Origin of the sequence: Nocardia rhamnosiphila NBRC 108938 (assembly GCF_000720425.1) — a bacterium.
Taxonomy (GTDB): domain Bacteria; phylum Actinomycetota; class Actinomycetes; order Mycobacteriales; family Mycobacteriaceae; genus Nocardia; species Nocardia rhamnosiphila.
The window spans coordinates 751,845-777,052 of the sequence record NZ_JOAJ01000003.1 but is presented as its reverse complement, the minus strand read 5'-3'; the positions used below and the strand labels follow the sequence as shown (position 1 = coordinate 777,052).

At 68.7% G+C, this 25,208-nt stretch carries 20 protein-coding genes; 12 read left to right on the top strand and 8 right to left on the bottom strand.

Going from position 1 to position 25,208, the window contains the following annotated elements; translation table 11 throughout:
• Positions 1 to 88: 88 nt before the first annotated feature.
• Together IG75_RS0115440 and IG75_RS0115435 are read right to left on the bottom strand one after the other, a co-directional pair.
• Positions 89 to 1,036, bottom strand: a complete 948-nt coding sequence (locus IG75_RS0115440) for a dioxygenase family protein (RefSeq protein WP_051714586.1) — start codon at positions 1,034 to 1,036, stop codon at positions 89 to 91.
• A gap of 352 nt (positions 1,037 to 1,388) precedes the next feature.
• Complete coding sequence (locus tag IG75_RS0115435; RefSeq protein ID WP_081876893.1) at positions 1,389 to 2,471, bottom strand: ABC transporter substrate-binding protein; 1,083 nt, start codon at positions 2,469 to 2,471, stop codon at positions 1,389 to 1,391.
• A gap of 223 nt (positions 2,472 to 2,694) precedes the next feature.
• Between IG75_RS0115435 and ctaD the strand changes: the two genes are divergently transcribed.
• From ctaD to IG75_RS0115395, 8 genes are all read left to right on the top strand, one after another.
• On the top strand, positions 2,695 to 4,434 hold the full coding sequence (ctaD, locus tag IG75_RS0115430; RefSeq protein WP_030521964.1) for an aa3-type cytochrome oxidase subunit I: 1,740 nt from the start codon (positions 2,695 to 2,697) through the stop codon (positions 4,432 to 4,434).
• Positions 4,435 to 4,958: 524 nt separating this feature from the next.
• Positions 4,959 to 6,176 carry a phosphoserine phosphatase SerB gene (gene serB, locus IG75_RS0115425; protein ID WP_030521963.1) on the top strand — a complete coding sequence of 406 codons (1,218 nt, stop codon included), beginning with the start codon at positions 4,959 to 4,961 and terminating at the stop codon, positions 6,174 to 6,176.
• A gap of 153 nt (positions 6,177 to 6,329) precedes the next feature.
• Entirely contained in the window at positions 6,330 to 7,121 is a 792-nt protein-coding gene (locus IG75_RS0115420) for an aminoacyl-tRNA hydrolase (protein WP_051714642.1), read from the top strand.
• 272 nt (positions 7,122 to 7,393) lie between these two features.
• Positions 7,394 to 8,227, top strand: a complete 834-nt coding sequence (locus IG75_RS0115415; RefSeq protein WP_030521961.1) for an ABC transporter ATP-binding protein — start codon at positions 7,394 to 7,396, stop codon at positions 8,225 to 8,227.
• A gap of 516 nt (positions 8,228 to 8,743) precedes the next feature.
• Complete coding sequence (locus IG75_RS0115410; protein ID WP_245713154.1) at positions 8,744 to 9,577, top strand: NUDIX hydrolase; 834 nt, start codon at positions 8,744 to 8,746, stop codon at positions 9,575 to 9,577.
• A gap of 11 nt (positions 9,578 to 9,588) precedes the next feature.
• Positions 9,589 to 10,371, top strand: a complete 783-nt coding sequence (locus IG75_RS0115405) for an enoyl-CoA hydratase-related protein (protein WP_030521959.1) — start codon at positions 9,589 to 9,591, stop codon at positions 10,369 to 10,371.
• Positions 10,372 to 10,510: 139 nt separating this feature from the next.
• Positions 10,511 to 11,491: a class I SAM-dependent methyltransferase gene (locus IG75_RS0115400; RefSeq protein WP_030521958.1), complete on the top strand. Its 981-nt coding sequence runs from the start codon at positions 10,511 to 10,513 to the stop codon at positions 11,489 to 11,491.
• A 113-nt stretch (positions 11,492 to 11,604) separates the two neighbouring features.
• On the top strand, positions 11,605 to 12,852 hold the full coding sequence (locus tag IG75_RS0115395) for a THUMP-like domain-containing protein (protein ID WP_373863736.1): 1,248 nt from the start codon (positions 11,605 to 11,607) through the stop codon (positions 12,850 to 12,852).
• 27 nt (positions 12,853 to 12,879) lie between these two features.
• On the opposite strand, the gene IG75_RS0115390 is transcribed toward IG75_RS0115395, so the two are convergent.
• Positions 12,880 to 14,346: an ABC transporter substrate-binding protein gene (locus IG75_RS0115390; RefSeq protein WP_051714585.1), complete on the bottom strand. Its 1,467-nt coding sequence runs from the start codon at positions 14,344 to 14,346 to the stop codon at positions 12,880 to 12,882.
• Positions 14,343 to 16,376, bottom strand: coding sequence for a hypothetical protein (locus tag IG75_RS0115385; RefSeq protein WP_156058920.1), 2,034 nt, complete (start codon positions 16,374 to 16,376; stop codon positions 14,343 to 14,345). The genes IG75_RS0115390 and IG75_RS0115385 overlap by 4 nt, the downstream gene beginning before the upstream one ends.
• 373 nt (positions 16,377 to 16,749) lie before the next feature.
• Here IG75_RS0115385 and IG75_RS0115380 point away from each other — a divergent pair, with 373 nt between their 5' ends.
• A complete protein-coding gene (locus tag IG75_RS0115380; RefSeq protein WP_030521954.1) occupies positions 16,750 to 17,298 on the top strand; it encodes a DUF1697 domain-containing protein in 549 nt (182 codons plus the stop codon).
• A 7-nt stretch (positions 17,299 to 17,305) separates the two neighbouring features.
• Here IG75_RS0115380 and IG75_RS0115375 read toward each other — a convergent pair whose 3' ends face one another.
• Positions 17,306 to 18,055 carry an acyltransferase gene (locus IG75_RS0115375; RefSeq protein ID WP_030521953.1) on the bottom strand — a complete coding sequence of 250 codons (750 nt, stop codon included), beginning with the start codon at positions 18,053 to 18,055 and terminating at the stop codon, positions 17,306 to 17,308.
• A 139-nt stretch (positions 18,056 to 18,194) separates the two neighbouring features.
• On the opposite strand from IG75_RS0115375, the gene IG75_RS0115370 reads away from it, so the two are divergent.
• Positions 18,195 to 19,505 carry an outer membrane protein assembly factor BamB family protein gene (locus tag IG75_RS0115370; RefSeq protein WP_245713151.1) on the top strand — a complete coding sequence of 437 codons (1,311 nt, stop codon included), beginning with the start codon at positions 18,195 to 18,197 and terminating at the stop codon, positions 19,503 to 19,505.
• A 30-nt stretch (positions 19,506 to 19,535) separates the two neighbouring features.
• On the opposite strand, the gene IG75_RS0115365 is transcribed toward IG75_RS0115370, so the two are convergent.
• From IG75_RS0115365 to IG75_RS0115355, 3 genes are read right to left on the bottom strand one after another with little or no spacing between them, the layout of a single operon-like run.
• The gene (locus IG75_RS0115365; protein ID WP_030521951.1) at positions 19,536 to 20,789 is read right to left on the bottom strand and encodes a glycosyltransferase family 4 protein; all 1,254 of its coding nucleotides are present in this window, start codon (positions 20,787 to 20,789) and stop codon (positions 19,536 to 19,538) included.
• Positions 20,786 to 22,324, bottom strand: coding sequence for a 1,4-alpha-glucan branching protein domain-containing protein (locus IG75_RS0115360; protein WP_030521950.1), 1,539 nt, complete (start codon positions 22,322 to 22,324; stop codon positions 20,786 to 20,788). Before IG75_RS0115360 ends, IG75_RS0115365 begins: the two co-directional genes overlap by 4 nt.
• Positions 22,321 to 23,106 carry a class I SAM-dependent methyltransferase gene (locus IG75_RS0115355; protein ID WP_030521949.1) on the bottom strand — a complete coding sequence of 262 codons (786 nt, stop codon included), beginning with the start codon at positions 23,104 to 23,106 and terminating at the stop codon, positions 22,321 to 22,323. The genes IG75_RS0115360 and IG75_RS0115355 overlap by 4 nt, the downstream gene beginning before the upstream one ends.
• Positions 23,107 to 23,301: 195 nt before the next feature.
• Between IG75_RS0115355 and IG75_RS0115350 the strand changes: the two genes are divergently transcribed.
• Together IG75_RS0115350 and IG75_RS0115345 are read left to right on the top strand one after the other, a co-directional pair.
• Positions 23,302 to 24,087 carry an electron transfer flavoprotein subunit beta/FixA family protein gene (locus IG75_RS0115350; protein WP_030521948.1) on the top strand — a complete coding sequence of 262 codons (786 nt, stop codon included), beginning with the start codon at positions 23,302 to 23,304 and terminating at the stop codon, positions 24,085 to 24,087.
• Positions 24,088 to 24,124: 37 nt separating this feature from the next.
• Positions 24,125 to 25,081: an electron transfer flavoprotein subunit alpha/FixB family protein gene (locus tag IG75_RS0115345; RefSeq protein ID WP_030521947.1), complete on the top strand. Its 957-nt coding sequence runs from the start codon at positions 24,125 to 24,127 to the stop codon at positions 25,079 to 25,081.
• Positions 25,082 to 25,208: the final 127 nt, after the last annotated feature.

The window sequence follows — 25,208 nt, the reverse complement described above, 5'->3', positions numbered from 1 at the left end:
GAAACAGGGTCTCGGAACGGTTGATGTCCGGTTGCGGACCGGTGGCTCCGGCGGTGGGCGGGATCCGGTCGGCGGGCCGTGTTCCCGGTCAGCCGGCCGGAGTACCGATCCGCGGCGCTCCGCCGGGCCCGGCGCCGGAGGACGTGCCGTCGCCGGGAGGTGTACCCGCGGGCGGAGCACCGCCGGGCCCCGAGCCACCCGCGGGCGGTTCCGGCGGGGTACCGCCCTGCCCTGGACCACCCTCGGCTCGATTCGCCGATTTCTCGGCTACGCCGATGGTGAGTGAGATCTCCATCCCGCTCTTCGGGTCGCCGGTCACCGTGGCCAGCTCCGCGTCCCAGCCGTCACCGAAAACGTTGTCGCCGGCCAGCGTGACCTCCGCCAGGTTCGTCACGCTGCGGGCATAACCGGAGTCGGCGCCGAACACCTGCTCACACGCCTCCTGCGGTAGTGCGATCTGGGAGGTCAGCCGGGCGTTCTCCCCGGCGACCGCGGTCTCCAGGCTGTCGTAGACCTCGAAGTGGATATGCGGCCAGCGGCCGGAATAGCAGGCCGGGAAAATCGAGGTGAAGCTCACCTGCCCGGCATCGTCGGTGACCTGGACGCCGCGCAGATAGTTCTGTTCGGTGATGTCCCGGCCGTAGAGCGAGTATTCGCCGTCGCGGTCGCAATGCCACAGGTAGAGGGCCATCCCCTTACCGGCGGCGCCGTCGCGCGCGAGATCTTGCAGGGTGAGCCGAATGGTCACCGGCACACCCTCGGCGGTACCGGTGTACGAACCGAAGCTGCCGGTGATATCGGAGCGGACGACACCGGACTCGACCAGCACATTCGGCCCGTTGGAGCCGTCACCGGGATACGGCCCGGCCGTCTCCTGCGGAGCGGCGGCGACCGCGGTGCCGCTCGCGGCGGCGGTGGATGATGCCGAGCCTGTGGTCGTGGTGCCGGTGCCGGACGAGCAGGCCGCGGCCACGGATGCGGTCCCGACCGCGCCCATGATCCACAGCGCTCGCCGCCGGGACAGCATCACCGACATATCGTGGGCGAGCCCGAGATCGTGTTCGTGGGGTAGTTCCGTTCGTGGCCGTTCAGGTCGTTTCCGCACGTGCGCACCTCTTTCCGCTCGGGTGACAACCACGGTAGGAACGCTGTCTGGCGGATTGCTGGAGCCGCACTGTGAGTCCTCTGTGGACCGGTCGCCCCTCTGCCGACGACTGCCGTCGCGCAAGACCGAGCCCGGCCCCACTGCGCGCCGCGACCCGGCGGGCGGGTCACCCGGGGTGCCGATCCCGGATCGGCGGCCGCGGGTCCGGCCGGGTGCCCCGCGGGAAGCTTCGGTCCCTACGGAGTGACCGACCGCTGCCACCTCGACCGGGTGTGCGGGAGTGTCAGTCCATGACGTAGGCGTTGAGGGTGTCGCGGATATCGGTGAGTACCGCCCGCGCCGCCGTGAGGCCGGTGGTGTGCCAGAGCGCGTCGTCGACGACGAAGGTGCGATTGTCGCCCACCGCGCCGAGTTCCTCCCACGGCTGCGAGCGCATCACCGATTCCCCGTGCTCCTGCCCGTCCGCGCCCGCGAACAGCACATAGATCAGATCACCCTCGGCGGCCACGGGATCGGCTTCGTCGATCGGCGCAGAAGTGTCGCGCTGCGCGGTGGGCCGGGTGGCGCCGGTATCGGCGAGGACCTGCGCGGCGAAGGTTTCGCTGCCCAGGTACTCCGTACCGTCAGGGATGAAACGCACGATCGAGGCCTGGACGTAGCGGGCATTGATGGTGGCGCCGGTCTCGGCGGCCTCGGTGCGATAGGCGTCCAGCGCCGCCGCGCCCGCACCCTGCCGGCCCATTGCCCCCGCGAACGCGGTGAACTGCTTCTCCCAGTCCGGCTCCGCGCCGACCAGCACCGTCGGGGCGATCGCACTCAGCGCTTCATAGCCGGCGCGGCCGGCGGGGACCTCACCGATGATCAGATCGGGATCCAACTGGGCGATGAGTGCCGGATCCGGGTCGGCGGCGGTACCCACACCGGGGACCTCGACGACCCCGTAACCCAGATAGCCGGGTTGCGGCACGGGACCCTGGATCGTGGTCGCGCCGACCACCCGCTCCCACAGACCGACCGCGCAGGTGGCATCGAGCGCGGAGGTCCCCAGCACCACGATGCGCTGCGGATCCGCCGGGACCCGGGACTCACCCGACGCGTGCCGGACGGTGCGGGTCGGCCCCTCCGCCGGATCGGGAGCGGACGGTAACGGGCAGGCCTGCGAGGTGTCGCGTTCGATACCGACCACGCCCGCACCGGCGATATTCGTCGTGGTGCGGATGATCGAGGCCGAATCGTCGGGATGATCCGCGCACGCGGACACCGCCAGCGCGGTGCAGGCGAGCACGGCGCCCAGAAGCCGGCCGACCCGGCCGGAGATCCGGGGCTCACGCGCGGCGGGGATGTGGACAGCGGGGCTCACCGGCATGCCGGGAAGGGTACATGCCCACCGTGATTCGACGCGCGCCAGTGTTGATCGGCGCCGCCTGCGGCCCCGAGTACGACAGAGAGTAGGACCCGGGGGACCCCGCTTCAGCGGAAGGTTTACGATTCGAGAAGCGCAAGCTAACCGTTGGCCGCCCGGGCGCACCGGGCGGCGGGCAAAACAGTGGAGCCTGCGGAGCGACCTAAAGGCACCTTCAGGAGGATCAGTGACTGCCGTAGAGCCCAAGCCAGTCCCGCAGGGGGTGGAAGCGACTCGGCCATTTCCGGCGCGAACAGGGCCGAAGGGGTCGTTCATCTACAAGATGGTGACCACCACGGACCCGAAGGTCCTGGGTGTCATGTACTTGACCACCTCGATGGCGTTCTTCCTCATCGGTGGCCTGATGGCCCTCATGATGCGTGGTGAGCTCGCTCGTCCGGGTCTGCAGTTCCTCTCGCCCGAGCAGTTCAACCAGCTGTTCACCATGCACGGCACGATCATGCTGCTGTTCTACGCGACCGCGATCGTGTTCGGATTCGCCAACATCATCCTGCCGCTGCAGATCGGCGCTCCCGACGTCGCCTTCCCGCGCCTGAACGCCTTCAGCTACTGGCTGTACGCGTTCGGCGCCACCATGGCGACCGCCGGCTTCATCACCCCGGGCGGCGCCGCGGACTTCGGCTGGACGGCCTACGTGCCGCTCACCGACATCCTGCACTCACCGGGTGTGGGCACCGACCTGTGGATCATGGGCCTGGCCGTCTCCGGTCTGGGCACCATCCTCGGCGGTGTGAACATGCTGACGACCGTGGTCTGCCTGCGCGCTCCGGGTATGACCATGTTCCGGATGCCCATCTTCACCTGGAACATCGCCGTCACCAGCGTGCTGGTCCTGCTGGCGTTCCCGCTGCTGACCGCCGCCCTGATGGGCCTGGCCTACGACCGGCACCTGGGCGGCCACATCTACGACCCGGGCACCGGCGGCATCCTGCTCTACCAGCACCTGTTCTGGTTCTTCGGGCACCCCGAGGTCTACATCATCGCGCTGCCGTTCTTCGGCATCGTCTCCGAGATCTTCCCGGTCTTCAGCCGTAAACCGATCTTCGGTTACACCACCCTGGTCTACGCGACCCTGGGCATCGCGGCCCTGTCGATCGCGGTGTGGGCACACCACATGTACGCCACCGGCGCGGTGCTGCTGCCCTACTTCTCGTTCATGACCTTCCTCATCGCGGTCCCGACCGGTGTGAAGTTCTTCAACTGGATCGGCACCATGTGGAAGGGGCAACTGACGTTCGAATCACCGATGTTGTTCTCGGTGGGCTTCCTCGTCACCTTCCTCTTCGGTGGTCTGTCCGGTGTCATCCTGGCCAGCCCGCCGCTGGACTTCCACGTCACCGACTCCTACTTCGTGGTCGCGCACTTCCACTACGTGCTCTTCGGCACCATCGTGTTCGCCACCTACGCCGGCATCTACTTCTGGTTCCCGAAGATGACCGGCCGGATGCTGGACGAGCGGCTCGCGAAGTGGCACTTCTGGACCACGTTCCTCGGTTTCCACCTCACCTTCCTGGTCCAGCACTGGCTGGGCGCCGAAGGTATGCCCCGCCGGTACGCCGACTACCAGGCCGGTGACGGGTTCACCACACTGAATACCGTCTCCACCATCGGTGCGTTCATCCTCGGCGCCTCGATGCTGCCGTTCCTGTGGAACGTCTTCAAGAGCTACCGGTACGGCGAGGTGGTCACGGTGGACGATCCGTGGGGCTACGGCAACTCCCTGGAATGGGCGACCAGCTGCCCGCCGCCGCGGCACAACTTCTACGAACTGCCGCGGATCCGCTCCGAACGCCCCGCTTTCGAACTGCACTACCCGCATATGATCGAGCGGATGCGCAAGGAAGCGCACGTCGGATTCACGGGCGGTGCCAAGCACCATCCCGAGGAGACGCTGGTCAAGTCCTAGCGGGTCCTCCCGGCTCTGTACCTGTGCACCCGTCGACCTCGGTCGGCGGGTGCACTGTGTTTTTTGGCGCCGCCTGCGGCGGCGCGGGGTCGAGCCCCCTTGGTCTCGCCGTTCGGCCTCGGGACTCGGGCCTTCGGCTCATGCGCTTTCGAGGCCGAAACGGCGAGACGGGCCTCAACCCTTCGAGGTGTCTCGCAAAACTCGACGCATGCGGTTGCGTCGGCATTCGGGTAGGTATGTCCGTCCGGATGTGGTGGTGGGTCTGTCCGAAGCTTCTGTGTGGGCGTGTGGGAAGGGGGCCGTCCGCAGCGGAGACGGGGCGTGTACTTACATTGTTGTGGGCAGGCCCGCGGGTCCTGCGGTTGTGCGCAGCGTGGCGCTACCTCCTTGTGGTCGACGTCCATGGTCGGGATCACGAGGGCTCCGACCCGCGGCGCCGCAGGCGACGCAAATAGACACAGCCCGGGGTCACGACGGCTCGGGCCCTGCGGCGCCCGAGGCGTCGCCGAAGATAGGGAGTTGTTTTGGCCGAGACCACCGTGCTGGTCACCGTTACCGGGCCCGACCGTCCCGGTGTGACGTCGGTTCTGCTGACGGCCATGTCGCGGCACCGGGTGAGTCTGCTCGATATCGAGCAGGTGGTGATCCGCGGCCGGCTCACCTTGGGTGTGCTGATCAGCTGCCCGTCCGACCCCGAGTCGCTGCAGGACGAGCTCGAGGAAGCGATGAACACCGTCGGCATGCAGGTGGACGTCGATATCGACGCCCACGTCGCGCGCGCCCCGGTGTCCACGCACGCCGTCGTGGTGCTCGGCTCGCCGGTGACGGCGCGGGCGTTCAGTGCGGTGTCCCGGGAACTGGCCGGGCTCGGCGCGAATATCGACACCATCCGCGGTATCGCCGACTACCCGGTGACCGGGATGGAACTCATGGTCACGGCGTCGGATCACGGCGGGGATACCGATTCCCGGTTGCGGACCGCGCTGGCCGATGTGGCCGTCATCGAACGGGTCGATATCGCGGTGGAGCGGGCCGGACTGGCCCGTCGGGCCAAACGACTGATCGTCTTCGATGTGGACTCCACCCTGATCCAGGGTGAGGTGATCGAGATGCTGGCCGCCTACGCGGGTGTCGAGGAGCAGGTGCGGGAGGTCACCGAGGCGGCGATGCGCGGGGAGATCGACTTCGCGGAATCGCTGCGGCAGCGGGTGGCGACGCTGGCCGGACTGGACGAATCGGTGATCGGGGAGGTGGCGGCGACGATCGAGCTCACCCCCGGCGCCCGGACCACCATTCGGACGCTCAAACGGCTCGGCTTCCGATGCGGGGTGGTCTCGGGTGGATTCCGGCAGGTGATCGACCCGCTCGCCCGCGAACTGGACCTCGATTTCGTCCGGGCCAACGTCTTGGAAGTGGTCGACGGGAAACTCACCGGCCGGGTGGTCGGGCAGATCGTGGACCGCGCCTACAAGGCGACCGCGCTGCGGGCCTTCGCGGTCGAATCCGGGATACCGATGGAGCAGACGGTCGCGGTGGGCGACGGTGCCAACGATATCGATATGTTGAACGCGGCCGGTCTGGGCGTGGCGTTCAACGCCAAACCCGCATTGCGGGAAGTCGCCGATACCGCGTTGTCGCACCCCTACCTGGATGCCGTGCTGTTCATCCTGGGCGTGACCCGAGACGAGGTCGAGGCCGCGGACGCCGAGGACGGGCTGCTGCGGCGGGTACCGCTGGGGTGAATTGTATTGGTCTGGGGCCGAGCCGGACTCGGCACCGCGGGGGGTTCGGTGTCGGTGCGTGGGTAGGCTGTCGTCCGGTGAAGCTCGGGTGTTGGGAGGGTTGGTGGAATGCCGGATAGTGGCGTGACGGAAGTAGCGGCGAACGGTCGCGAGATGGATGCGGAGCCGGACTTCCCGGAAGACACCGATCCCGAGTTCCTCGCGGACCCCGGGTTTTCCGAACGCCACGCCGAACTCGCCGCGGGGTACGGGAAGCTGGGCGATCCCGAGGATCCCGCGCAGGTGCAGGCGATGCAGATGGTGCTGCACCTGCCCAAGACCGATCCGCCCGCGCGCAGCGATGTGCTCGCCGCCGCGGCGGCCGCGGCGGTCGCACTGTGCCTGGACCCGCGCGTCGGGTACGAGGGCGAATGGGAGCAGCGGTACCTGGCGTGGAAGCGCGCACGGATCAGGAAGGTCGCCCGGCGAGCGCGCGGGGCCCAGTGGGCGGCCGCGAACGAGGTCCCCGGAGTGACCGTGGAAAGCGGCGGCGCGCTGGTGCGGGCCCTGGTACCGGGACCAGTGGGGGAGGTCGATCCCCGGATCCGGCGCCTGCAGATCGGTGGCACCGATCTGGAATCCGACGATCCCGGGCCGGTGCCCCTCGATGTGCCGGTGTTCTGGGTGAACGCCGAACTCGGGATGACCGTCGGTAAGGCCGCCGCGCAGGTCGGGCACGCGAGCATGCTGTTCGCCGGCGCGCTGCCGGTGGAACAGGCCCGGACCTGGGCGCAGCGTGGGTTCGCCTGCGCGGTACGAGAGGCCGGGCCGGACGAGTGGCAGATGCTGCGCGCGGCCGTCGCCCGCAGTGCGGCGACCGCGGTGCGCGACGCCGGTTTCACCGAGGTAGCGCCGGGTTCGACGACCGTGATCGCCACCCGGCCCGCGCGGCCGGACCAGTGGTAGGAGCTGCGCACCGTCCAGGTCGTCACGCACCCGGAGGCGACGCACCATGTCGTGCGGGTGCTCGGCGGCCTATACGACTCCCTGCGCACCGCGGGTGAACGTGCTGCGGCGGCCGTCGCGCAAGTCCTGCGGTCGCCGAACCCGCGGCACCGGACCGAAGCGTTCCCGCCCGTCCTGTTTGTCGGATACCGCCGGTCCGGGCGGTCTTCCGCGCCGGCGCCGCGGCGAATCGCGGGTGCCCGGTGCCGCGAGCGTGTTCGCCTCGAGACAAGATGGAGCGCGTGGCGCAACCCGATCCAGATCTGCTCATCGACTTCACCAATGTTTCCATCCGCCGCAACGGGCACAATCTCGTCGGCCCGGTGACCTGGCAGGTAGAACTCGACGAACGCTGGGTCGTCCTGGGCCCCAACGGAGCCGGTAAGACCTCGCTGTTGCAGGTCGCGGCAGCCGAGACCCACCCCTCCTACGGCACCGCCTATGTACTCGGTGAACGGCTCGGTAAAACGAACGTCAGCGAACTGCGGCCCCGGATCGGCCTGTCGTCCGCAGCGCTGGCCGCGCGTATCCCGCCGGAGGAGCGGGTCGCCGATCTGGTTGTCTCCGCCGGTTACGCGGTACTCGGACGCTGGCGTGAGAAATACGACGATGTCGACACCGACCGTGCGATCGACATGCTGGAAAGCCTGGGCGCCGAACACCTTCTGGACCGCACCTACGGCACGCTGTCGGAAGGCGAACGCAAACGGGTCCTGATCGCCCGCGCCCTGATGACCGACCCGGAGCTGCTGCTGCTGGACGAACCGGCCGCGGGCGTGGACCTGGGCGGCCGCGAGGAACTGGTGGAGAGCCTCGGCGATCTGGCCTCCGACCCCGACGCCCCGGCGCTGGTGCTGGTCACCCATCACGTCGAGGAGATCCCGCCGGGATTCACCCACTGCATGCTGATCAGCGAGGGCGAGATCGTCACCCAGGGTTTGCTCGACGATGTGCTCACCGCCGAAAACCTGAGCGAAGCGTTCCGTCAGAACATCGCACTGGACCGGATCGACGGTCGGTACTTCGCCCGCCGGAAGCGTCGGTTGGGGCGGCACCGGTCGCGGTAGGGAACCCACCGGAGGACCGCAAGGATCGGGATTTCGGGAACGCTGATGAAGGCGCGGGCAATCGACAACCGACGACACGGCACAGGCCGGACACGTAGCTGCCGTGACGTCTAGGCTCAGGCGCTGTGCGGCCAACCGAGGAGCGGGAGACCGCGGTGGTCCGTGTAGCAGGCGTGGCCATGCACCGCCCGAACCTCGAATGCCGACGGCCCGTCTCGCCGTTTCGGCCTCGAAAGCGCATGAGCCGAAGGCTCGAGTCTCGAGGCCGAAACGGCGAGACCAAGGGGGCCTCAACCCCGCGACGCCGAAGGCGGCGCCAAAAACACAGCACCTTCACGAGCAGGTCTATATATCTCTCACCTTCGCCAACTCGCCCGCCCTCCGTCGTCTACGTGGGCCGTCGTGTTCATCCCCGCGCACCGGCGCTCCGACACCACAGCTAATGTGCGAAGGGTGAGTGAGACGACTGTGCCGGATTCGGCCGGGGTGCCCGAGGCCAAGGATGCCTCGACCGTGATGCTGGTGCGTGACGGCGCCGCCGGCCCGGAGGTTTTCCTGCAGCGGCGGGCCGGGGCGATGGATTTCGCTGCCGGGATGACCGCTTTCCCGGGTGGCCGGGTGGATCCCGTCGACGCCGAGGTGGCCATCGAATGGGCCGGCCCGTCGCCGCGCTGGTGGGGAGAGCGGTTCGGGGTATCCGAGGCCCGGGCAAAGGCGCTGGTCTGTGCGGCGGTGCGGGAGACCTTCGAGGAGTGCGGGGTGCTGCTGGCCGGGCCCACCGCCGAGACGGTCGTCGCCGACACCACCGGTTACCGGGCGGAGCGGGAGCGGATCGAGGGCCGGGATCTGACGCTGTCGGAGTTCCTGGCCGAGCAGCGGCTGGTGTTGCGCGCCGATCTGCTGCGGCCGTGGTCGCGCTGGATCACTCCGACGGTGGAGCGTCGCCGTTACGACACCAACTTCTTCGTGGCGGTGCTGCCCGAGGGACAGTTGGCCGACGGTGCGACCACCGAAACCGATCTGGTGCTGTGGTCCACTCCGGCGGCGGCGCTGGAGACGTGGCGGGCGGGTGAGCATGTGCTGCTGCCGCCGACCTGGTCACAGCTGACTTCGCTGGCCGGCTATGCCGATACCGCGCGGATCCTGGCGGCCGAACCGCCGATCGATCCGATCCAGCCGGTGTTCGGTGAGGTCGACGGTAAGCAGCTGCTGCAGTTCCCGGACAATATGCGCTACTTCGCCGATCTTCCGGACCCGTCGCGGCTGGTCGGGTCCAAGGGGATGCGCGATACCGATCCGTCGCTGCTGGGCGGCTCCGGGAATGCGGGCGGCGCCGCCGGCGGCCGGTAGCGTAACCGTCCATGGCGGAATTCGTAACTCTGTCCCGTGCCGGCGACGCGAGCGGGTCCGGGCGTCGGGTGGCGGTGCTGCGTATCGCCCGCCCCCCGATGAATCTGTTCGATACCCAGCTGATCCGGGAGATCGCGGCGGCGGCCACCGCCTGCGGCGCCGATCCGGAGGTCGCCGCGCTGGTGGTCTACGGGGACGAGCGGGTGTTCTGCGCCGGTGACGAGCTGGCCGAGCTGGCCGAACTGCCCGCCGAACAGGCCGCCGCCATGGCCGGTGATCTGCAGACCGCGCTGGATTGCCTGGCCGCGGTTCCGCAGCCCACGGTCGCGGCGATCAGCGGCTACGCCCTCGGGTCGGGGCTGGAGCTGGCGCTGGGGGCGGACCGGCGGATCATCGGGGACAATGTGAAGCTCGGATTCCCGCAGATCGATGCGGGGCTCATACCGCTGGCCGGGATCCGGCGGCTGTCGCTGCTGATCGGTCCCGGGGCGGCGAAGGATCTGGTGTACAGCGGACGTTTCGTGGAAGCCGATGAGGCGGCGCGGCTGGGTCTGGTGGATCAGGTGGTCGCTCCCGACGATGTCCTGGGCGCGGCGATCGAGTGGGCCCGCCGGTTCGCCGACGGTCCGGCGCGAGCGCTGGCCGCCGCCAAGGCGGTGTTCGAGGCCGGGCCGCACGGTCCAGAACGTGCCCGCACCGAGTGGGCGCAGCTGTTCACCACCGCGGATCAGCGCCTCGGAACCCGCTCCTACCTGCGTGACGGGCCGGGGTCGGCCGTATTCACCGGGCGCTGAACGAGTCGCGGGTCACCGCAACCTACCCGGCGGTATCGGAAGTCCGGCCGGGAAAGGATAGGCGTACCTCCGCCTCCGCTCCGGCCGTGCGCGACTGCGGATGGGCTGCGCCCAGCAGCACCCATTAGGCTCTCCGACCATGACGGTACGCCCCGACGACCCCGCACCCCATCCGCACGCCACCGCCGCGGAGGTCGAAGCTGCATTCGAGGACACCAAGCTCGCCCAGGTGCTGTATCACGACTGGGAAGCCGAGACCTACGACGACAAATGGTCGATCTCCTATGACGAACGCTGTATCGATTACGCCCGCGGCCGGTTCGACGCCGCCGTCGGCACCGACGCGGAGTTGCCGTACGAGCGCGCTCTCGAATTGGGCTGCGGTACCGGTTTCTTCCTGCTGAACCTCATGCAGTCCGGGATCGCGAAGAGCGGTTCGGTCACCGATCTGTCGCCCGGCATGGTGAAGGTCGCGTTGCGCAATGCCGAACACCTGGGCCTGGATGTGGACGGCCGGGTCGCCGATGCCGAGACCATCCCCTACGACGACGACACCTTCGACCTGGTCGTCGGACACGCTGTGCTGCATCACATCCCGGATGTGGAGCAGTCGCTGCGGGAATGCCTGCGGGTGCTGAAACCGGGCGGCCGTTTCGTCTTCGCCGGCGAACCCACCACCGTCGGCAATTTCTATGCCCGCAACCTGGGCAACATCACCTGGAAGGCGACCACCGCCGTCACCAAGCTCCCGTTCCTGCGGGACTGGCGCCGCCCCCAGGAGGAACTGGACGAATCGTCGCGGGCCGCCGCGCTGGAGGCCGTGGTCGACCTGCACACCTTCGACCCGACCCAGCTCGAGGAGATGGCGCGTTCGGCGGGCGCGGTGGACGTGGCCGCGCACACCGAGGAATTCGCCGCCGCTCTGTGGGGCTGGCCGGTGCGGACCTTCGAGGCGGCCGTTCCGGACGAGAAGCTCACCTTCGGCTATCGGATGGCGATGTATCGCGCCTGGCTCGGGCTGAGCTGGGTGGACGAGAACGTGATGCGCCGGGTGGTGCCGCGGCAGTTCTTCTACAACGCCATGATCACCGGGGTGAAACCGGCCGCCGCCGGGAAATAGTGGGGTACGGCTTCAGCGCGGCCGATATCGGCTACCTCGGCTCGGCCGCGGGTACGGCCGCGCTGGCCGAGGTAGCGGAACTGGAACTCACCGCCGCCTCGCAACTCCGTGATGTGGCCGCGGTGCGCCGGGCCTACGGTGAGTGCGCCCCGGCGCTCCTCGAGACCGTCCGCCTGCGCCGCCGGGCCGCGGCCAAACTGTCCGGTGCGCAGAATTGGCTGCTGACCGACGACGCGGTCCAGCAGGCCACCCCGACCCTGGTCGCCCGCCACCGCGCGGGCCGGCTGGCGGGTCGCGATGTCCACGACGTCACCTGCTCGATCGGCGCGGAGCTGACCGAACTCGCCCGTGTGTGCCCGCGGGTGGTCGGTAGCGATCTGGACCTGATCCGGCTCGCCATGGCCCGCCACAATCTGACCCACCCGGTCCCGGTACCACCCGCTGCCGTGACAGCAGCACCCCCGCACAACAGGGGCGCCGCTGTGGCCGGGGCCGCCGAAGGGACAGAGCGGGCAGGTGGCGAACGGGTGCCACGAGGGCTCGGCCCCCGCGGTGCCGCGGGCGTGGTGGACGAACACAGCTCACCAGCGCCTCGCCCCACGGTGCCGCGGGCGATGCCGAATACTGTGCTCGTACGCGCCGACGCCCTGGTCCCGTGCACATCCGGCACGGTCGTCGTGGCCGATCCGGGCCGCCGGGCCGAGGGGAAACGCACCCACGATCCGGCCGCGCTGCAACCGCCGCTACCGGATCTGCTGTCGGTGTACGCGGGTCGTGACCTGGTCGTCAAATGCGCTCCCGGATTGGATTTCGACCGGTTGGGCTGGGACGGCGAGATCGAGGTCGTATCGCTGGACGGTGGGGTCCGCGAAGCGTGCCTGTGGTCGGCGGGTCTGCGCGAGCCCGGTGTCGGCCGCCGGGCCACCGTCCTCACCTCCGCCGGTGCGGCGACCACCCTGACCGATGCCGACCCGAGCGAGATCCCGGAGCGCGAGCCCGGGGAGTGGATCGTCGACCCGGACGGTGCGGTGGTTCGCGCCGGATTGGTCCGGCACTACGCGGCCCGCCACGGTCTGTGGCAACTGGATCCGCGGATCGCCTACTTGACCGGCGACCGTATCCCGGACGGAGTGCGCGGTTTCCGGATTATCGACCGCTGCGTGCTGCGAGAGAAGGCGTTGCGGGCCGAACTGCGCCGCCGGGACTGCGGGCCGCTGGAAATTCTGGTCCGCGGTGTGGATATCGATCCCGATATCCTTCGGCGACGTTTGAAGCTCACCGGATCCCGGCCCTATACGCTCGTCATCACCCGCATCGGGACCACGGCAACTGTCTTCCTGTGTGAGGCTTCGCGGGCCTGAGCGGCTGCGCGGGGGCTACGCAACGGGTTACGGGAGTTCCACGTAGCGCGGTGGCTCCCCGTCCAAGGCCTCCAGGATCGGGATGGGTTTGTCCGTCGGTAGTCCGTTCTCGTCGAACGAGAGCACCCCGCTGGCCCCGCGGACCGCGGTGGCCCCGTGCAGCCGTTTCATCGCCTGGAGCACCTGGTCGGAGTGCACGGTGTTCCCGGCGTACCCGGCCGCCTGCCGGATCGCCTGGACAGCCGTCACCACCGCGTCGTGTTCCATGACGGCGGCGAAGTCGTCCAGGGTGTCGTCGGAGAACGCGCGATAGCAGACCGGGCCCGTGCAGCCGGGCGAGAACTGTTCGACGGAGTGCAGGTTGAACCGTTCCGGGTGGTCGCGCCAGGCCTGCGGATGGACGAGCCCGGTGTACAGCACCGATACCCCGGTGTCCAGCGCCACGCGGGCGGGGCTCTCCGAGAGGCGGTAGTACGGCATATCGTCACCGGTGACCACCCGGATCGGGAGCTCCCGGCAACGGCGCTCGGCGAGCGCGGTCAGGAAGGTGAGCGCGTGGGCGGCCCGGCCCGCGAAGTAGATGGTGTCCGGGGCGTTCTGGCAGATGTTCGGCATCATGTAGTGGAACGCGTTGGCCACATTGCCGATTTCGGAGTCGTAACCCTCCGCCGTGCCGGCGAAGCGCTGCGGATCGTCGGGAAAGCTCGCCGCGAACGCTTCGGCGAGGGTCCGGCCGTAATGGTCGACCGGACTGTCGTCGCGGACGATCAGAATTCGCCGACTGCGGGTGGCGAGATATTCGGCGGCGGTCCGCGCGTGATCGGCGGCGGACGGGGAGACCCGCAGGAATCCGCGGAGGACCGGCAGATCACCGGCGGTCAGGGTGGAGCCGACGACCGGGATATCCGATCCGGTGAGACGTTCGATGGCCCGGACCGCGTTCTGGACGCTGAACGCGATGCCGGTGACCGCGACGATCCGATCGGAGTCGCGCCGCGCCTCGATTTCGCCGACCGCGGTTTCCCACTCGGCGAAATCACTTCCGGGATTCGCCAGTAGCAGCCTGATCTTGGGAGTGTTGCCCCAGATGTCGGTCCGGTTCGCCGCGAGCTGTGCCAGATGCGCGCCTTCGAGCCGGTGCCGGATACCCGACATGGTCACGATGCCCTCGGCTTTGTCGCCCGAAGTCATCGGCGACAGCATCACAATGCTCACATACGGATCCGCGGAACTCTGGACCGCACGGTTCTCGTCGACAATGCGTTTCTCGATATCGGCGAGTTCCGGGGCGAAGACCACTCCGCCGTCGGTGACCCCGGCGCATTCGCCGTGCGGGCCGCTGTGGACGACGCCCGCGCCGCAACTGTTGTCCGACCGGAAAACCGTGGGCAACCAGATCACGGCGGTGACCACCAGTGCCACCACCACGATCGTGGCGGGAACCCACCACCATTTCCGATAGCCGGGTGGTGGTGGCTGGATCAGCGTGCTCATCGATACCTCTCCGCCCGTTCGTACAGCAGCAGGGCCCCGCGGCCGAGACCCCGGGCCACTTGCCGGAATTCGTTCTCGATGGTGCGATCCAGGGTCCGCTGCGGGTCGCCCAGTGGGTCGTTGGAGACCCACAGCGCGGCGATCAACCACGCCAGTTCGTGTTCGGGTTCCAGGCCGTTGTCCCGGACGATCGCTTCGACCTGCGCGAATGGGGTCCCCACGTCGTCCGGTCGGCGCGGGGCACCGGTGATCAGGTCCAGATCGGACAGCCAGGCGGCGGCCGTCGCGCGGCCGAACTCGGCGTGGCCGGGTACGAACGGCCGCCCCAGGTATTCGATGGCGCCGCCGAGGCGGCCGAGCGCGAGATCGTGGTAGAGGGCCTCGGCCTCGTCCTCCGGATCGCCTTCGGCGAACCCGCGCCGGTACACCTCCCGGCACAGCGTATGGGTGCGCTCCCAATCCCGGGGGTCCGCCGGATCGCGGCCGGCGAGTTCACAGAGCAGGATGCGGCGCAACCAGGTATCGAGCACCATCTCCGGTTCCGGCCCGTCGACGGTGCGGATCCACAGCCGATTGCGCAATTCCTGGAGCAGCGCCTCACCATCGGGCAGGGCGGAATCCAGGATTTCCGGGCGGTAGATGACATCCACGGTGCGTCCCGCGGCGGCGGTCACCAGGTCGCGCATGCTCGCCGTGTCCAGGAAATCGCCGAGCAGCCGTTCCCGGGCACGGTCGAGCACGGTGCCCGGTAGTTCGACCGGTTCCGGCAGCGGGTCGTGCGCGGTGCCCACGGTGGCGGTGAGGACGGTGCGCGCGCCGGTGAGCGGATCGTCCTCACCGGTCCGGCCCAGCGCGGCGATGACGTCGGCGGTTCCGGCGGCGTTCCCGCCGGTGAGCGACCGGACGAAGGCCGCGACCCGGGAGATCGAACGCATCCGCCGGTCGGCGACGAGATCACCCGTGGTCTGTTCGCTCAGGCGGCTCAGATCCACCAGATACCAGGGGAACCAGGACGTCGCCGGATTGTCGGCCGCCGCCCAGTCGGCGGGGATATCGGGCGGGTTGCGCGGGACGGGCCAGTCGATACCACCGGTGCGGTGTTCGGGTTCGCGGCGTTCGGTGTCCTCGCTGAATCGGTGCATCCCGGGGCGGTGCCAGCATTCGCTCCAGGCCGGCAGCCACTGCGCGCTGGTGGCGACGACCACCAGCGGATCGGGTTCGGCGCCGTTGCGCCGGCGCGCCTCGCGCAGGGTCTGCAGGAACTGCCGGCCCGCGGGAGTATGCGCGTTGTCCAGCAGCAGTACGGAATTGAGCGTTCGGCGCGCTCCGCGTACGCCGCTGTAGGCCTGGCGCAGATCGTGTAGGAACGCCATACCGAAGATGGCGTCGGCTTCGGTACGGGCCTCGTCGTCGCCATGCGCCCATTTGGCGAGATCGATGAGCATGTCTTCGCGCCGGATCTGATCGCCGGTCAGCCGCGGGCCCTGTTTGATCCGTCGCCTGATGTTGAGCCGGTTCAGGCTCTGCAGCAGGGTTTCCACGGTCACGGCCACCCACGGGGACAAACCTTCGGGCACCTGACCGGCGGCTTCGAGGATATCGGCGACGCCTTGACTGCGCGCCTCCATCGGCTGGGCGCTGGAGACGACCTGGCGTAGATTCCGCAGCGCCTCCCGGCGGTTGTCCTCGTGCATGTGCAGGGTGCTGCCCACCGCCACCAGGCACAGCCACAGCTGCGGAAAGGCGATCCGGCCGAACTGGCGCCGATACCGGCCCAGCTCGAACGCGAGTTCGCCGAACACTTCGCGCGGCGCGCGTTCGCCCTGGCGCAGATCCACTTGGGCGAGCGGGAGTTTCGCGCAGCGTTGCGCGAGCTCCTGCAGTAGAACGGTTTTCCCACTGCCGGGCGGCCCCACCGCCACCACCACCGGCAGCGATCGGCTCCGGCCCTGCGGCCGCTGGACCAATTGTTCGATCAACCCCCCGGTGATCGGCTCCAGCCCATGCAATTTCGGGCCTTCTACAGGCATCGCCCCTCCCGGTTCGGCATCGATATCCGGCATATCGATTTCCCGGCACCTCGTGGACACCCCGGTCATCCCGGCCTGAGCTGGGCAAACCGGTCGAAGATATCGATCGGTACAGCCATCCTAAGCAATTACCACGGTGCCCACGGGCGCACTGGAAAAAGCGAAATGTGAAACGGGGACGTACGAATCGGCTATCCGGGACCGATCGCGATGTGCAGGGGAACAGCCACGGATATCGGCCTCGGCGGGTACGGCACGGCACACGAGACCGGCCTGCCATCTGCGTCGCGACGGCCGGTGGTGGTCGTGGCTCGAGCGATGCCGCCGGGCCCGGTCGTGGGCCGGTGTCGGAGGGCCGGGGTACGGTCGCTCCATGACCATGTACGCCGCGCTGCTGCGGGGGATCATGCCCAGCAATCCGAATATGAGCAACGACAAACTGCGCGGCGTGTTCACCGGACTCGGCTTCGAATCGGTGTCCTCGGTGCTGTCCAGCGGCAATATCGTCTTCGCCACCGCGGATACCGAGATCGCCGAGCTCGAGGACCGAGTCCAAGCGGCACTCAACGCCGAACTCGGTATTCCGGGCGGCACGATCATCCGCAGCGAGCCCGAACTGCGGGACCTGCTCGATCGCGACCCGTTCGCCGGTTTCACCCACGGCCGCGGCACCTACCTCACCGCGACCTTCTTCAAGAGAACCGGTGAGGCACCGCCCGTCGCGCCGGCCGACGGCGACCCTCTCACCACGGTCATCGGTTACGACGAGCCCGCCCGGGTCTTCCTCGCAGTCGTCGACAACAGCACGCCGAAAACGCCGAATTTCATGGCGTGGCTCGAGCGCGCCTACGGCAAGGACATCACCACGCGCACCTGGCTGACGGTGCAGCGGGTCGTCAAGAAGATCGATGCGGTGAGGTAGCGGCGGCTCACGCCTCCTGCGCGACGCCGCTCTTCTTCCGTGCGATATCGGCCAGCGCCGCCTCCCGCGCCGCCCGCTGGGCCGCACCGGCCTCCCAGGTGGATTTCCGGTTCTTCACCACCCGGGCCGGTGCGCCGACCGCGATGCTGTAATCCGGGATCTCACCCTTGACCACGGCGTGCGCACCGAGCACACAGCCGCGGCCGACCCGGGTCTCGCGCAGCACGGTGACCTTGGCCGCGATCCAGGTGTCGGGGCCGATCCGGACCGGGCTCTTCACGATGCCCTGGTCCTTGATCGGCAGGGTGATGTCGTCCATGCGGTGATCGAAGTCGGTGATGTAGCACCAGTCGGCGACCAGGGTGGACTCGCCGATCTCGATATCGAGGTAGGTGTTGACGACATTGTCCTTGCCGAACACCACCTTGTCGCCGATCCGCAGTGAGCCCTCATGGCAGCGGATGGCGTTCCCGTCACCGATATGGACCCAGCGCCCGATCTCGAGCCGGCCGAGTTCGGGGGTCGCGTGGATTTCCACATTGCGCCCGAGGAACACCATGCCGCGCAGGATCACGTGCGGGTTGGCGAGCCGGAATTTGAACAGGCGGTAGTAGCGGACCAGGTACCAGGGCGTGTAGGCGCGGTTGGCCAGCACCCAGCGCAGCGAGTCGAGGGTGAGGAACCGGGCCTGCCGCCGGTCGCGGCGCCGGGAGCCCTGCCAGCGTGAGCGCAGCGGTGCGCCCCACATGCTCGTCACGAACGTGTCTCCTCGTATCCTGTGCCGCCAGTACTGCCGAACAGCCTACTTTCGTGCTCGGAAGGCCCGGCCTATACCCTTCCGTTAATCTTCCACACACGTGGGCCCGGGGAGACAGGACGACAGAGGAGACCAGCAGGTGCGTATCGGCAGCGGCGTACGGACCGTGTCCTGGCTTGCGACGGCGGTCGCCGCCCTGGGGGTGCTCACCGCCTGCGGCACCGATGTCGACGACATCACCGTCGGCCGCGGCCTGGGCTGGCCCGCGCCGGGGCACGAGAGCCGCAACAGCGGCACCACCGCGGTGACCGGTTCGCAGGCGCTGAGCCTGCAGTGGTCGCGGCCGGTGGGCGGTCCGGTCGTGCAGCCGCCGACGGTGGGGTCGGACGGGCAGATCTTCGTCACCAGCCGCACCGACGCGGAATGCGATATCTTCGCCTACCAGATGCCCACGGGACGTAAGCGTTTCTGCAATCCGCTGGGTCCCCATGCCATCTATTCGCCCACCCTGCTCGACGGCGCGAACAATGTGTACGTCGGTCTCGACAGCGGCGTGGAATCGGATAATCTGCTCGGCCAGCCGCGCTGGCGGACTCCGGTGGCGGGCGTGCCGGTCGGGATGCAGTTCACCGGCGACGGTCATCTGCTGGTGATCACCCAGTCCGGCCAGGTCGACGTGCTGGAACGGCAGACCGGTAAACGGATGGTACCCACGCAGCAATTGCTGCCGCAGCCCGATTTCCTGCAGTCACCGAATCTGGACTGGCCGCCGGCCGGCGCCGGCCTGGAGGATTGCCACACCGGCGGCCCGGACTGCGCGGTCGCCACGGTGGCGGCGATGGATATCGGCACCGGGCGGATCTACGCGACGGTCCGCAAGCCCGGGGAGCCCAAGGCCGCTCTGGTGGCGCTGCGCTATGGCGACGGGAAGGTCCGGCAGGAGTGGAGCCGGGAGATCCTGGCCGGCGGTAGTGCCACCGATCCGGCCCTGTCCGCCGACGGCGCGACGCTCTACGTCGGGGACAACAGCAAACGCCTGATCGCGGTGAACACCGCCGACGGCACCCCGAAGTGGGAGGCGCAGCTGGATTGGGAGCCGCGCCGCGGGATCTCTGTCTCCGACGACGGCCTGGTCATCCCGGCCGGTGACGACGGCTATCTGCTCGCCCTGCGGGATACCGGCGACAGTTTCGAACGGGTCTGGGAGCGTAAGGATCTCGCGCTGCGGGGCAGCCCGGTACAGACCGCGGGTGGGATCGGCTACGTCACCGCCGCCATCGGCACCGGGCTGAACCTGGTCACCTTCGATACCGGCACGGGCGCCACCCTCGACTCCGATGTCCTGCCGGGAGCCCAGGGCACCACCACCGGCACCGCGGTCGGCGCCGAGGGCGAAGTCGTGGTCGCCACCCGGATCGGGGAGATCTTCGCCTTCGCGGAAAACGACTGATCCGTCGGCGCCACCACCCGCAGGCCCGGGTTACTTCGGATCGCGTTCCGGCAGCGGGCGTTCCACGATCACCGGGCGGCCCAGTGGATTGCGCACCCGCCGTTTCGCGTCCGAATAGATATCGGCTGTTTCGGCCGCCACCACATCCCAGGCGAAATCGGCGGTCAGCCGCTCCCGCGCGGCGAACGCGCGTTCCTGGGCGGTCACCGGATCGCCGAGTACCGAGACCACCGCGTCCACCAGACCGTGCACATCGGCCGGTTCGAACGAAGCCCCGGTGACCCCGTCGATCACGGCTTCACCGAGTCCGCCGGCGGTCGAGGTGACCAGCGGGGTCCCGGCCGCGGCCGCCTCGAGCGCCACGATCCCGAACGGTTCGTAGCGGCTGGGCAGCACGATCGCGTCGGCGCCGTGCAGCCAGCCGAGCAGTTCCGCGTGGTCGAGCTGGCCGGCGAAATGCACAGCCCGCGCCACCCGGTGCGTCCGGGCGAGTTGGCGTAGCCATTCGAACTGGGTCCCGACGCCGGCCACGGTGAGGACGGTCCCGGGGTGGGCCCGGCGGATGCGGGGCAGGGCGGCGATGGCGTCCTGCACGCCCTTCTCGTATTCGAGGCGTCCCACATAGAGCAGCCGGGGCGGGCCGCTGCGCGGCGAGCGGGTGCGGAATGTCCACGCGCCCACGTCGATTCCGTTACGGATTACGTGCACCGGGATCCGGTCGGGCCGGTAGAGCCGCTCCACCTCGTCCTTCATCGAGGTGGAGCAGGTGATCAGCGCATCGGATTCGTTGGCCAGCCACCACTCCACCGAATGCACCTGCCGGTTGACCCGGCCGGCGACCCAGCCGCTGTGCCGGCCGGCTTCGGTGGCGTGGATGGTCGATACCAGCGGGACGTCGTAGTACTCGGCCAGCGCGATCGCGGGATGGGCGACCAGCCAGTCGTGCGCGTGCACCACGTCCGGTGTCCAGCCCTCGCCGATTCCCGGTTTGTCCAGTGCGACCCCGGCGCGCACCATCGCATGCCCCATGGCCAGGGTCCAGGCGAGCATATCCTCGCCGAAATCGAAGATCGGCGGATCTTCGGCGACCGCCACCACCAGCACCCCCTCGGCGATGAACGAATGGGTGGGGTGGGTGGCCGGGCTGGTGCCGGTGGGCCGCCGGGCGAGTACCACCACTTCGTGACCGGCCGCGGCCAGTGATGTCGCCAGGTGATGGACATGTCTGCCCAGCCCGCCGACGACCACCGGTGGGTACTCCCACGACACCATCAAGATTTTCATCGCGGTCCTTCTGCAGGGGTGACGCGTAGCCTACGCGCGTCCAGGGCCGGGAACACTCCGTCGGCCACCGCCCATCCTGCCGCCAATTCGTGCGCTCTGCCGAGTTGACCGGCTTCGACCGCACCGGCGATCTCGCGCACCGCGTGCGCGTGCTGATGGGCTCGGTCGCGGGCGTAACCGGCGGCGGAGTCCTTGCTGACCATGAACGCCCAGTCGCTGGACACGGTCAGGATGGCTTCGCGCAGTAGCTGGTCGGCCACCGGATCGCGGCCGGTCGGCGCGCCGGCGCGCATCTTGTCGGCGGTATCCAGCGCGAGCCGGACTATCTCGGAGTTCAGCTCCACCAGATCGCGGACCTGATCGCCGGCCCAGACCCGCCAGTCCTTCCCGGATCCCCAGGAGGAATCGGCGAGCGGAACCGGGTCTCCGACGAAGCCGCGGTCGCGCGCGTCGGCCAGAGTGCCGACGGTGATCCCGGCTTCCGGCAGCGCCCGCAGCACCTGTGCCAGCCACTGCGGGCCTTCATGCCACCAGTGTCCGTAGAGTTCGGTGTCGAATGCGGCGACCACCAGCGCCGGGCGTCCGATCCGCTCGGATTCGGCGATCAGCCGTTCCCGCACGGTCTGCACGAAGTCCTCGACATCGCGGCCGATCTGCGCGGCGGCGAGGTCGGGATCGTAGGGGGCCTTGTCCGGCCCGGCCACGGTTTTCCCGGTGACCCGGGCGGGTTTGAGTCCGGTCGCGTGATCGTAGTGATGGAAATCCCGGTAGGCCCCCTGCCCCGGATAACCCGATTTGGGTGACCACACCCGGTAGCTGACCGTGAGATCGCGGCCGAACGCCAGGACGGGAGATTCGCGCACCGGCCGGCCCAGGGTCGTATCGCCGCGTAGCGCGGGCCCGTCGACCATGAAATGCGTCACACCCGCGTCCGCGTAGCCCTGTTCCATCCCGGGGGTGAAGCCGCATTCCGGCGCCCAGATTCCGGAGGGGGCGTGGCCCCAGCGCAGCCGGGCGTCGGTGAGGCCCTCGCGGAGCTGGAACTCGCGCAGCCGCTCGTCCAGTAGCGGCTGGAACGGGTGCGCCAGTGGACCGCCCAGCAGTTCGATGACGTCGCCGTCGAGCAGTTGCCGCCAGACCGGTGCGGCGCCGTGCCGCCAGTTCTGCTCGAATTCGGCCAGTGCCGCGGCCGCCAGCCGGTGTTCGTGGGCGCCGAGTGCGCGGTTCCCGGCCTTCGCGGCTTCGTCGGCCCGCAACTGCCAATTGCCCAGCCAGTGGTGCATACCCGCCAGGCAGTGCGGATCGTCGAGCTGGGCGGCCAGCACCGGGGTGATCCCGAGGGTCAGCAGATGCGACCGGCCCTCGGCGGCCAGAGTGCGCAGTACCTCGACGACCGGGAGGTAGGAGGCGGCCCAGGACTGGTAGAGCCATTCCTCGCCGACCGGCCAGCGGCCGTGGTGGGCGAGCCAGGGCAGATGGGAGTGCAGGACGAGCGTGAACTGTCCGGGTACGGCGTCGGTTCGCTTGCCGCTCAAGGCTTCACCGCGAGCGCGACGAGATCGAGACTGGTGTCGATGGCGTCGGGGGTCAGCGCGAAATCGTCGACGGTGATACCGGCGACGTCGGCGGTGAGTTCGGCGGGCCAGGGCTCCCCTGCCACAGCGCGTTCGATCTGGGCATCGATGAACGAGCCGCCGTGCTTGGCGTCGAGCGCGCGCAGTGTCGGCCCGTGGTGCACGCCGGTCATCAGCTCCACCCGGAAACCGGCCGTTTCGAGGAGTTCGGTGAGTTCGGCCGCGTTCAGCTCGCGGGTGTGGAAGGGGTTGAGCGGGGTATCGCGACCGGGCGAGAAGGTGATCCGGTTCGGGGTGCTGATGAGCAGTTCCCCGCCGGGTCGCAGGACTCGCAGGCATTCGCGGAGAAACTCTGCCTGATCCCAAAGGTGTTCGATCACTTGGAAATTGACCACCGCGTCCACCGCGGATTCCGGGAGGGGGAGCGCGGCGAGATTGCCGCGGACCATATGAACCGCCGGGTAGCGGGTGCGTACATGCGCCGCGGCGGTGCGGTCGTAGTCCAGGCCCACCACTGCTTTCGCGACGGCGGCGAGCATATTCGCGCCGTAGCCTTCGCCCGATCCCGCCTCCAGAACGATCTTGTCCGCGCAGCGCGGCAGCAACCGGTCGTAGACGATCTCGTGCCGGCGGAACCAGTAGTTCTCCTCCGCGATACCCGGCACCGTGCGCTCGCCGGTCAACGGCAGCGGCTCCGGGGCGTCGTCGGTGGCCGGTGCGGCGGGAATCACAGCCTCGCTCATTGCGACGAGGTTACTGGTACGGCCCGGTACGGGAGACGCCCGGGAGGGCCTCGCAGCGGCTCGACACGTAAGTTACCCACGAGTAACTTAACGTAGGGTAATGTCTCGGCCTGAGCTACTCACATGGACGTACGGCCGCTGGAGATCGTGCGACCGCCAATACAGGTAACCAGAACAGGAGGTCGACGAAGACCGATGCCGAATATCGTCGTACTCATCAAGCAGGTGCCCGATACCTGGTCCGAGCGCAAGCTGACCGACGGTGACTTCACCCTCGACCGTGAAGCCGCCGATGCGGTGCTCGACGAGATCAACGAGCGCGCCGTCGAGGAAGCCCTCCTGATCAAGGAGGCGCAGGGTGGCGAGGTCACCGTGCTGGCCGCCGGTCCCGATCGTGCCACCGAGGCCATCCGCAAGGCCCTGTCCATGGGCGCCGACAAGGCCATCCACATCAACGACCCGGCCATCCACGGCTCCGACGCGGTGCAGACCGCGTGGGTGCTGGCCGGTGCGCTGGGCCAGGTCGAGGGCGTCGAACTCGTCATCGCCGGTAACGAGGCCACCGACGGCCGCGCCGGCGCCGTCCCGGCCATCATCGCCGAGTACCTGGGCATCCCGCAGCTCACCCATCTGCGCAAGCTCACCGTCGACGGCGAGAAGATCACCGGCGAGCGGGAAACCGACGACGGTGTCTTCAAGCTGGAGGCCACGCTGCCGGCCATCGTGAGCGTCACCGAGAAGATCAACGAGCCGCGCTTCCCCTCCTTCAAGGGCATCATGGCCGCGAAGAAGAAGGAAGTGCAGACCTTCACCCTGGAAGATCTGGGCATCGACCCGACCACCGTGGGTGTCGAGAATGCGGGCAGCAAGGTCACCGCGTCCACCCCGAAGCCGCCGCGTACCGCGGGCGAGAAGATCTCCGACGAGGGCGACGGCGGCACCAAGATCGCCCAGTACCTGGTCGGCCAGAAGATCATCTGAGACCCGCACCCGCAGCAACTTCTAGGAGAACAGACAAATGGCAGAAGTACTTGTGCTCGTCGAGCACGCCGAAGGCGCGGTCAAGAAGGTCAGCACCGAACTGCTGAGCGCCGCCGCCGCCCTGGGCGAACCGGCCGCGGTGGTGCTGGGCGCGCCCGGTACCGCGGACAAGCTGTCGGATGCGCTGGCCGCCGCGGGCGCCGCCAAGATCTACGTCGCCGAATCCGATGACGTGGAGAACTACCTGGTCACCCCGAAGGTCGATGTGCTGGCCGGCCTCGTCGAATCCGCTTCCCCGGCCGCCGTTCTGGTCGCCGCCACCGCGGAGGGCAAAGAGGTCTCCGGCCGGCTCGCCGCCCGCATCGGTTCGGGCCTGCTGGTCGACGTCATCGACGTGAAGGCCGACGGTACGGCCGTGCACAGCATCTTCGGTGGCGCCTTCACCGTCGACGCCCAGGCCACCGGCGATGTGCCGGTCATCTCGGTGCGCCCGGGTTCGATCGAGGCCAAGCCCTCGGCCGGCGCCGGCGAGAAGGTCACCGTCGAGGTACCCGCGCAGGAAGAAGGCGTCGTCAAGGTCACCAGCCGCGAGCCCGTGGTGGCCGGTGACCGTCCGGAACTCACCGAGGCGAGCATCGTCGTTTCCGGTGGCCGCGGTGTCGGTTCGGCCGACAACTTCTCCGTGGTCGAAGCCCTCGCCGATTCGCTCGGCGCGGCCGTCGGCGCCTCCCGTGCCGCGGTCGACTCGGGCTACTACCCGGGCCAGTTCCAGGTCGGTCAGACCGGTAAGACGGTCTCCCCGCAGCTGTACGTCGCCCTGGGTATCTCGGGCGCCATCCAGCACCGGGCCGGTATGCAGACGTCCAAGACCATCATCGCGGTCAACAAGGACGAGGAAGCCCCGATCTTCGAGATCGCCGACTTCGGCATCGTGGGCGACCTGTTCAATGTCGCCCCGCAGCTGACCGAAGAGGTCAAGAAGCACAAGGGCTGATTACAGCGCGTTTCGCGGAGAACGTCCGGCCGGTACACCGGCCGGACGTTTTCTTTGCGCGGACACCCGGCCGGTCCGTATCCACCGCCTGTGCACCGGCTGCCGCCGCAACCGATTCTCCGGGACG

Coding starts and splice junctions, on each gene's coding strand:
- IG75_RS0115440 (WP_051714586.1), bottom strand. CDS start 1,036: ATGTCGGTGATGCTGTCCCGGCGGCGAGCGCTGTGGATCATGGGCGCG.
- IG75_RS0115435 (WP_081876893.1), bottom strand. CDS start 2,471: ATGCCGGTGAGCCCCGCTGTCCACATCCCCGCCGCGCGTGAGCCCCGG.
- IG75_RS0115420 (WP_051714642.1), top strand. CDS start 6,330: ATGGATGCGGAGCCGGACTTCCCGGAAGACACCGATCCCGAGTTCCTC.
- IG75_RS0115415 (WP_030521961.1), top strand. CDS start 7,394: ATGGAGCGCGTGGCGCAACCCGATCCAGATCTGCTCATCGACTTCACC.
- IG75_RS0115410 (WP_245713154.1), top strand. CDS start 8,744: ATGCTGGTGCGTGACGGCGCCGCCGGCCCGGAGGTTTTCCTGCAGCGG.
- IG75_RS0115405 (WP_030521959.1), top strand. CDS start 9,589: ATGGCGGAATTCGTAACTCTGTCCCGTGCCGGCGACGCGAGCGGGTCC.
- IG75_RS0115400 (WP_030521958.1), top strand. CDS start 10,511: ATGACGGTACGCCCCGACGACCCCGCACCCCATCCGCACGCCACCGCC.
- IG75_RS0115390 (WP_051714585.1), bottom strand. CDS start 14,346: ATGAGCACGCTGATCCAGCCACCACCACCCGGCTATCGGAAATGGTGG.
- IG75_RS0115385 (WP_156058920.1), bottom strand. CDS start 16,376: ATGCCTGTAGAAGGCCCGAAATTGCATGGGCTGGAGCCGATCACCGGG.
- IG75_RS0115380 (WP_030521954.1), top strand. CDS start 16,750: ATGACCATGTACGCCGCGCTGCTGCGGGGGATCATGCCCAGCAATCCG.
- IG75_RS0115365 (WP_030521951.1), bottom strand. CDS start 20,789: ATGAAAATCTTGATGGTGTCGTGGGAGTACCCACCGGTGGTCGTCGGC.
- IG75_RS0115355 (WP_030521949.1), bottom strand. CDS start 23,106: ATGAGCGAGGCTGTGATTCCCGCCGCACCGGCCACCGACGACGCCCCG.
- IG75_RS0115350 (WP_030521948.1), top strand. CDS start 23,302: ATGCCGAATATCGTCGTACTCATCAAGCAGGTGCCCGATACCTGGTCC.
- IG75_RS0115345 (WP_030521947.1), top strand. CDS start 24,125: ATGGCAGAAGTACTTGTGCTCGTCGAGCACGCCGAAGGCGCGGTCAAG.